Raw genomic sequence first — 8,480 nt, forward strand, 5'->3', positions numbered from 1 at the left:
ACGCAGGTCACGCCCGTGCCTCACACGCGGTACGGTTCGAGCGCCTGCGTGATGTCCCGCGGGCGCTCGGCGTGCTTGAACATCGGGCGGTCGAGCTGCGGCAGTCCGTCCTGGTAGGTGAACGAGTCGGGATCCTCCAAAAACACGCCGATCGGGATGCGGCACTCGTCCGGCGCGCACGTCAGCTCGTGGAACGTCGACATCGACAGGTGGAACGCTTTCGTGCGGTCCCGAGGATCGTAGTCGGGCAGGTCCTCGACCTTGTAGATGCGTTCGCGGAACCACGAGAAGGTGTTGACCTTGTTCCACGTCACGCACGGCTGGTAGACGTCGACGAGCGAGAAGCCCTTGTGCTGGATCGCCCGCTTGTAGAGCTCCTTCAGGTGCGGGATGTCGCCTGCGAAGCCGCGCGCGACGAAGGTGGCGCCTTGCGCGACCGCGACACCCACGGGGTTCACCGGCTCCTCGATGACGCCACCCGGCGTCGAGGGTGTCCGCATGAACTGGTCCGACGTGGGTGAGGCCTGCCCGGTGGTAAGGCCGTAGATCTGGTTGTTGTGGAAGATGGCGGTGAGGTCGATGTTTCGGCGCACCGAGTGCAGGAAGTGGTTGCCGCCGATGCCGTAGCCGTCTCCGTCGCCCATCTCCACGATGACGGTGAGGTCCGGCCTCGTGAGCGCGATGCCCGTGGCGAGCGGAAGCGCCCGGCCGTGCAGCCCGTGGAAGCCCTGCACGTTGTAGAAATCAGCTCCGTTGCCGTGGCAGCCGATGCCCCACACCATCACCAGCTCCTCGGCAGCAAGCCCGAGCTCCTCGATGGCCTCTTTGAGCGCGCGGTACATGCCGAAGTTGCCGCACCCCGGGCACCAGGTCGGCTTGAGCGCGCCGCGCTCCAGGTCGGCTGCGGTGAGCATCTAGAGCACCTCCTTCACGAACCGCGCGATCTGTTCGGGCGAGAACGGCCGCCCATCGTAGCGGTGCAGCCGAGCGTCAGGTTCGCGCAGCGCGTGCTCGCGGACGAGCGACTCGAGCTGCCCGGTGAGGTTGCCTTCCACGACGGCCGTCCTGCGGGCCGCGTCCATGAAGGCCGCCACCTCCTCGGCAGGGAACGGCCACAGGGTCACCACCTGGAGGATCGCCACGCGCACGCCCTCGCGCGCAAGCATGCGAGCCGCCTCGCGTGCGGGGCCTTTCGTCGTGCCGAAGAGCACGATCCCGATGTCGGCCTCCTCCGGCGGCGAGCCGAACCGCGCCGGCGGCGGGACGATCGCGCGGGCGAGCTCGAGCTTGCGCATCCGCTTCTCGTTCTGCGCGAGGCGCACAGCAGCCTCCTCGCCCAGGGCGCCGAACCCGCGCTCGTCGTGCTCGTACGAGTTCGCGAGCTGCCGCGCACCGCGCACGCCCGGCAGCGCTCGCCACGAGACGCCGTCCTCGGTCACCTTGTACCTGAGGTAGACCCCGTCGGGACCGAGCGCCTCGGGGTGGTCGGCGACGTCGCCCTCAGCGATGAGCTTGCCGCGCTCGACGGTCACCTCGTCAAGGTCGAAGAAGGGCACGGTCTGCCGGTTGTCAGACAGGTACGAGTCGCCGAGGATCACCACCGGCGTCTGGAGCTGGTCGGCGAGGTTGAACGCCTGCCAGGTGAGGCGGAAGGCGTCCTCGCGGTCGCCGGGCGCGAGCACCACGCGCGGGAACTCGCCTTGTGCGGCGTGGATGACGTAACGCAGGTCGCTCTGTTCCGTCCAGGTCGGCATGCCGGTGGCCGGCCCGGGGCGCGTGAAGACGCCCACCACGACGGCGCTCTCGCTCACGCCGGCCATACCGAACGCTTCCACCATGAGCGCGAAGCCGCCGCCAGAGGTCGCGCACATGGCACGCGTGCCGCCGAACGCGGCCCCGACCACCATGTTCATCGCTGCGATCTCGTCTTCGGTGTGCTTCACGACGACGCCGGCGCTCTTCTCGTGCGCCGCCATGAAGTGCAGGAGCGAGGAGGCGGGCGTCATCGGGTACGCGGCGTAAAAGCCGATGCCAGCGGCGAGCGCTCCAAGGCCGATCGCCTCGTTGCCGTCCACGAGCAGCCGCGGCGGCGCGCCAGGCGCGGGCGAGAGCTGCACGAAGAAGTCCGGGCATGCGGCGCGCGCCGCGTCGTAGCCTGCACGCGCAGCAGCGATATTGCTCTCCGCCACCTCGGGCGCCTTGCGTGCGAACTGCTGCCGCAAGGAGTCGCCGAGCGGATCGAGGGGGAAGCCGACGACGCCGAGGACCGCGCCGAGCGCGACCGTGTTCCGCATGATCTTGCCGCCTGCTTCGCGGGCCATCGCGGTGAGCGGCACGGGCACTGACCGCAACCGCTGCGGGACTGTCGCGGCATCGAAGTCGTCGGGGTCGAAGATCACGGCCCCGCCATCGACGACCTCGGCGTGGTGCCGGTCGAGCGTCTCGCGGTTCAAGCAGGCGAGCACGTCCACCGGTTCGACGTGCGAGTAGACGGGCTCGGTGCTCGCCCGCAGAAGGTAGGTGTTATGCCCGCCGCGGATGAGCGAGGGGTACTCGGTGAGGTCGAACACCTCGAGCCCCTCGTGCGCGAACGTGCGGGCGAGCATCTGGCCAGCGGCCTTGATGCCGAAGCCCGCTTCGCCTCCGATGCGGACGCGAAGCTCGGCAGGCGTGGCGGGCATGCGGTCCTCCTCGCGGTCGCTGCGTGCGTTCAGGTGTGGTTATTCCCCGAACCGCGGTTCGCGCCGCCGCGGTCCGAGCGGTGTATCCTTGTGCGGTGAAGGAGGAGCCGTGGCGACCAAGCACACTGCCAAGCAGCAGACGGTGCTCGTCGGCGTGACCGGCGGGATCGGCGCGTACAAGGCGTGCGAGCTCGTGCGCACGCTCATGCGGCGCGGGTTCCGCGTGAAGGTCGTCATGACGGAGGCAGCGACACGGTTCGTCACGCCGCTCACGTTCCGCACGCTCACGCGCGAGCCGGTGGCGACCTCGCTGTGGGCGGATGAGCCCGGCGACCCGGTCCACCACATCTCGCTCGCGCAGGAGGCCGACGTGGTCGTCGTCGCGCCGTGCACGGCCAACGTGCTCGCGAAGATCGCGCACGGACGCGCGGACGACCTTCTGACCACGACGGTGCTCGCCACCGAAGCGCCGGTGGTGCTGGCGCCGGCGATGAACGTCCACATGTGGCGCAAGGACATCACGCAGCACAACGTCGAGGCGCTGCGCGCTCGTGGGTTCGTCGTGGTGGCGCCCGCCTCGGGCGAGCTCGCGTGCGGCGACGTGGGGGAGGGCCGCCTCGCCGCCGTCGAGGACATCGCCGATGCGGTGGAAGCCGAGGCGCGGCGCGTGCACGGCCTCGCCGGCGTCCGCGTGCTCGTGACGGCCGGGCCCACCTACGAGCCGATCGACGCGGTGCGGTTCATCGGCAACCGCTCGTCGGGCAAGACCGGCTACGCCATCGCCGAGGAGGCCGCGCGGCGTGGCGCCGAGGTCACGCTCATAAGCGGCCCGACCGCTCTTCCAGACCCGTTCGAGGTGCGTGTCGTCCGTGTGACGACCGCCGCGGAGATGCGCGATGCGGCGCTCACCGCCTGGCCGGACACGGACGTCGTCATCGCGTCGGCCGCCGTCTCCGACGTGCGACCGGCACGCGCGTACGTCGGCAAGCTCAAGAAAGACGCGCTGCCCGAGGCGATCGAGCTCGAGCGTAATCCGGACGTCCTGGCGGAGCTGGGCGCCTTGAACGACGGAAGCCGTGTGGTCGTCGGATTCGCGGCCGAGACGGGCGATCCGGTCGCCGAAGCGAGGCGCAAGCTGGCCGCGAAGCGCTGCGACCTCGTCGTCGCCAACGACGTTTCCGGCGAGCTCGGGTTCGGCACGGACGCGAACCGGGTGATCTTCGTGACGGCGACCGCCGCCGAGGAGCTGCCGGTGATGGGCAAGCGCGCGATCGCACGCGAGCTGCTCGACCGCGTCGCGCGCATCCGCAGCGAGCGGCTCGGCACTTGAAGGCGTCCGCGAGGAGCCGTAGTATGATAAGCCGCTCTTGGAGCGAGACGGGCTGTGGCGCAGTTTGGTAGCGCACTTGACTGGGGGTCAAGGGGTCGCAGGTTCAAGTCCTGTCAGCCCGACCAGCAAAACCCCAGGTAGGGGGCGGTGTCGGAGGCCTCTCCGGTGCCGCCTCCTCCTCGTTTCGGAGTCGGTGCGCAAGCCGAAGAGCCCAGGATTCTGCGTCTGTGCGACCTGCGCTCTCCAGAGCATCGCCCCCCGTGCCCCTCGCGTTTGGCCGCACGTCAGCGCCTTCTGCTATCCTGTGAGCGCCGGTTCCTGGCGTTTCCGCGTTCTTCCTGGGGGTGGCGATGTCGGCTGCTGTCACCGTGCGCTGGATCGAAGACGGCGTGCTGCGAGCAGGAGGCCTCGACGCGCTCGCGACGCTGCCGCCGGACGCCGTCGTCTGGGCGGACGTGCTCGACCCCGATGAGCCGACGCTCCTCGCGTTAGCGAAGCGCTTCCCGATGCACCCGCTCGCGATCGAGGACTGCTTGCACTTCCCGCAGCGGCCCAAGATCGACGTGTACCCGGACTCCACCTTCGCGATCTGGCTCGTTCCGCTTCTGCTCGACGAAGACGGCGTGGCGACCCACGAGCTCGACGTGTTCCTCGGCGCCGAGCACCTCGTGACCGTCCACCGCGAAGCGATCAAGGCCGTCGATGACGTCGCATCCGAGGCCGCCACGTTCACGGCGCGCGGGGTGGAGTGGACGCTCCATGCCATCCTCGACCGCGCCGTCGACGCGCTCTTCCCGGTGGTGGAGCAGATCGCCGACGCCCTCGAGGAGCTCGAAGACGCCATGCTCGCAGACGCGCGCACCGAACACCTCTCGCGCCTGTACGCGGCCAAGCGCGCGCTCGTGCAGCTCCACAAGATCCTCGTGCCGGAGCGGGACGTCGTGCGCGGTCTGGCACGTCTCGAGGCCTTCGTCGAGCCCGACGCGTACATGTACTTCCAGGACATCGGAGACCACCTCGCGCGGGCCATCGACAGCGTCGAGACCTACCGCGACGTCGCGACCGGCGCGATGGACATCTACCTGTCCGCGCAAAGCAACCGCATGAACGAGATCATGAAGCAGCTCACCGTCATCGCGACGATCTTCATGCCGCTCACGCTCATCTCGAGCATCTACGGCATGAACTTCCGCTACATGCCCGAGCTGGAGTGGCGATACGGCTACTTCGCGGTGCTCGCCGTCATGGCGTTCATCGCTGCGTGGATGGTGTGGTTCTTCCGGAGGAGGCGCTGGTGGTAGGTCCTGACCCGAACGACGCGCGCGGCCGTCACGAAGCCGAGGCAACAGAGCGTCACGACGCCGAAGGGCACGGCGTCTACTCCGTCGCCAACCTCGTGACGCTCCTGCGGCTGCTCATCGTGCCGTTCTTCTTCGCGGTGTTGGTGAGCGGGTCGGAGCGCTCGCGGCTGGCGGCGTTCGGGCTGTATGCGCTCGCGGCCTCCACCGACTGGGTCGACGGCCAGATCGCCCGGCGGACGCACACCGTCACCGAGCTCGGGAAGGTGATCGACCCGCTCGTCGACCGCCTGCTTCTCGCCTCTGGCGTCATCGGGCTGTACGTCATCGGCGTGCTGCCGCTGTGGATCCCCGCGCTGCTCGTCGCGCGGGACGTGTACCTGCTGTACGGCTCGTGGGTGCTCGAGCACAAAGGCGTCCGGCTGCCGGTGGTCTACATCGGCAAGGTCACCACGGCCGTGCTCCTCGCAGGGTTCTCGTCTCTCATCGCGAACTGGCCGCTCGTGCCGTCCATCGCGGCGAGCGGGCCTTCGTGGCTGCCGGGGACGTCGGGCGCGGAGGTTCCGTTGGGCATCTACTTCGTGTACGTCGGCATCGTGCTTTCGCTCATCACCGCTGGCGTGTACACGAGCCGAGCGCGTGCCGCGGCGCACGCGCTCGCGAGACATGCATGATTTCGCACCACCCATGACGCTGCGCGAGGAGGGAGCATCGAGGTGAAGGCAGTCATCATGGCAGGCGGAGAAGGGACGCGGCTGCGTCCGCTCACCAGCATGAGGCCCAAACCCATGGTCCCCGTGTTCAATCAGCCGGTCATGGAGCACATCCTCGGACTCGTGAAGCACCACGGCATCACCGACGTCGTCGCGACGCTCGCGTTCATGCCCCGCGTCATCGAGGACTACTTCGGTGACGGCGACGAGTGGGGGATGAGCATCAGCTACGCGATCGAGGAGAGCCCGCTTGGCACCGCCGGCTCGGTCAAGAACGCGGAAGAAGCGCTTCGCGACGAGCCGTTCCTCGTCATCTCGGGCGACGCGCTCACCGACATCGACCTTTCGCAAGCGATCGAGTTCCACCGCTCGCACGACGGCCCGGTGACGATCGTGCTCAAGCGCGTGCCGGATCCGCTCGAGTACGGCGTGGTCATCACCGACGACGATGGACGCATCCAGCGCTTCTTGGAGAAACCGACGTGGGGCCAGGTCTTCTCCGACACCATCAACACCGGCATCTACGTCCTCGACCCGATGGTGTTCGACCACATCCCGGGCGACCGGCCGTACGACTTCTCCGCCGAGCTCTTCCCGAAGCTCATGGAGGCCGGGCATCCGCTGTACGGCTTCGTGGCGGACGGCTACTGGTGCGACATCGGGAGCCTCGAGTCGTACGTCCAGGCGCACCGCGACGTGCTCGATGGGCTCGCGCACATCTACATACCGGGGGTCCGCAGCGCGACCGACGTCTACTACGGAGCGGGCTCGGACGTCGACGACGACGTCGAGCTCGGCTCGAAGGTCGTCATCGGCGCGAACGCGCGCATCCGCAAGGGCGCGCGCATCGGCGGCTACACCGTGATCGGCGATAACTGCCTCGTCGGGAGCGACGTGAACCTGACGCATTCGATCGTGTGGTCCGATTCTTTCATCGGCGCCGGCGCTGACGTCGAGGGCGCGGTGCTCTGCCGCAAGGTGGACGTGCGGGCCCGGACGCGCATCTACCCGGGCGTCGCTGTCGGCGATGAGACGGTGGTCGGACACGGAGCGGTGCTCAACAACGACGTCCAGGTCTATCCGTACAAGCGCATCGAGGCCGGCGCGATCGTCTCGTCGTCCCTGATCTGGGAGTCGAAGGGCATGCGGTCGCTCTTCGGCTCAGACGGCATCGCGGGCCTCGTGAACATCGACGTGACGCCGGACGTCGCGCTTCACGCTGCGCAGGCGTTCGGGACGCTCCTGCCGAGCAAGAGCCACGTCGTCGTCAGCCGCGACTCGAGCAGGGCGGCCCGGATGATCAAGCGAGCGGTCGTCGCCGGGCTCAACGCGACCGGCTGCCACGTGCGCGACCTGCGCGTGGCATCGCCCGCCGTCACGCGCTTCACCACGCGCGACACGCGCTGCGAAGGCGGCGTCCACGTGTGCTCGTCGGCGAAGGACCCGCAGACCGTGGAGATCCACTTCTATGACAAGCGTGGCATCGACATCGCGCCGTGGCAGGAGAAGAAGGTCGAACGGCTGTACTTCCGCCAGGAGTTCCGGCGCGCGTTCTTCGAAGATGTCGGCGAGATCCTCTACCCGCCGCGCGCCCTCGAGTACTACACGGCCGGTCTGCTGGAGGCGCTGGGCGGCACGCCGCTCGTCAAGCACCGCAAGACCATCGTCGTGGACATGGGCCACAGCCCTGCGTCGTTCGTGCTTTCGCAGGCCGCCGTGGGCTGGGACGTCGAGCTCGTGGCCCTGCGCCCGTTCGTCGACTCGGAGCGCACGCGCGTCTTGCCCGAGGAGCGCGACGCGCAGGTCCGCGCGCTCGCGAACGCGGTCCGCTCGTTCGACGCGGCGCTCGGCGTCTCGATCGACGCGACTGCCGAGCGCGTGACGCTGGTGACGGGCTCAGGCACGGTGCTTGACCCGAACACCGCGCTGCACGCCATGGCATGCCTATGGTGTAAGACCGACGAGACGGGTCGCGGGCTCGCGGTGCCGGTGAGCGCCTCGCGCGTCATCGAGGACATCTGTGGTGCCGACCGCCGTCTCGTCCGCGTGGGCACGACGCGGCGCGCGCTCTCCTCCGCGGCCCTCGACCCCGGGATCGGGTTCGCAGGTTCGCAGACAGGTGGGTTCGTGTTCCCGGACTTCTTGGCGTCCTACGACGCCGTCATGACGATCGGCATGCTGCTCAAGATGCTCGAACAGCGCGATGTCACGCTGGACGAGGTCGTCGAGGGACTGCCGGCGTTCTATCTCAAGCACGCGAGCGTCCCGTGCCCGTTCACGCGCAAGGGAGCCGTGATGCGGGTGATGGCCGAGGTGGCGCAGGAGCACGAGTCCGAGATGACCGAGGGCGTGCGCATCATCGAAGAGCACGGCTGGGCGCTCGTGCTGCCGCACCCGTCGGACGCCACGGTGGAAGCATCACAAACTCGGGGGCTGGTTGACGAATAGCGCGGACTCC

At 68.7% G+C, this 8,480-nt stretch carries 6 protein-coding genes and 1 tRNA gene; 5 read left to right on the forward strand and 2 right to left on the reverse strand.

What is annotated here, in order from left to right:
- Positions 1-20: 20 nt before the first annotated feature.
- Positions 21-914: a thiamine pyrophosphate-dependent enzyme gene (locus MX659_RS08950; RefSeq protein WP_267193151.1), complete on the reverse strand. Its 894-nt coding sequence runs from the start codon at positions 912-914 to the stop codon at positions 21-23.
- Positions 915-2,681: a 2-oxoacid:acceptor oxidoreductase subunit alpha gene (locus tag MX659_RS08955; RefSeq protein ID WP_267193152.1), complete on the reverse strand. Its 1,767-nt coding sequence runs from the start codon at positions 2,679-2,681 to the stop codon at positions 915-917.
- 109 nt (positions 2,682-2,790) lie between these two features.
- Here MX659_RS08955 and coaBC point away from each other — a divergent pair, with 109 nt between their 5' ends.
- The 5 genes from coaBC (at position 2,791) to MX659_RS08980 (ending at position 8,470) form a co-directional block, all read left to right on the forward strand.
- On the forward strand, positions 2,791-4,011 hold the full coding sequence (gene coaBC, locus MX659_RS08960) for a bifunctional phosphopantothenoylcysteine decarboxylase/phosphopantothenate--cysteine ligase CoaBC (RefSeq protein ID WP_267193153.1): 1,221 nt from the start codon (positions 2,791-2,793) through the stop codon (positions 4,009-4,011).
- A 48-nt stretch (positions 4,012-4,059) separates the two neighbouring features.
- Positions 4,060-4,136: transfer RNA gene (locus MX659_RS08965), tRNA-Pro, on the forward strand.
- 225 nt (positions 4,137-4,361) lie between these two features.
- A complete protein-coding gene (gene corA / locus MX659_RS08970) occupies positions 4,362-5,312 on the forward strand; it encodes a magnesium/cobalt transporter CorA (protein ID WP_267193154.1) in 951 nt (316 codons plus the stop codon).
- The gene (locus MX659_RS08975) at positions 5,306-5,983 is read left to right on the forward strand and encodes a CDP-alcohol phosphatidyltransferase family protein (RefSeq protein WP_267193155.1); all 678 of its coding nucleotides are present in this window, start codon (positions 5,306-5,308) and stop codon (positions 5,981-5,983) included. Before corA ends, MX659_RS08975 begins: the two co-directional genes overlap by 7 nt.
- Positions 5,984-6,025: 42 nt before the next feature.
- Positions 6,026-8,470, forward strand: a complete 2,445-nt coding sequence (locus tag MX659_RS08980) for a sugar phosphate nucleotidyltransferase (RefSeq protein ID WP_267193156.1) — start codon at positions 6,026-6,028, stop codon at positions 8,468-8,470.
- Positions 8,471-8,480 lie beyond the last annotated feature (10 nt).

Origin of the sequence: Parvivirga hydrogeniphila, assembly GCF_023371205.1 — a bacterium.
Classification (GTDB): domain Bacteria; phylum Actinomycetota; class Coriobacteriia; order Anaerosomatales; family Anaerosomataceae; genus Parvivirga; species Parvivirga hydrogeniphila.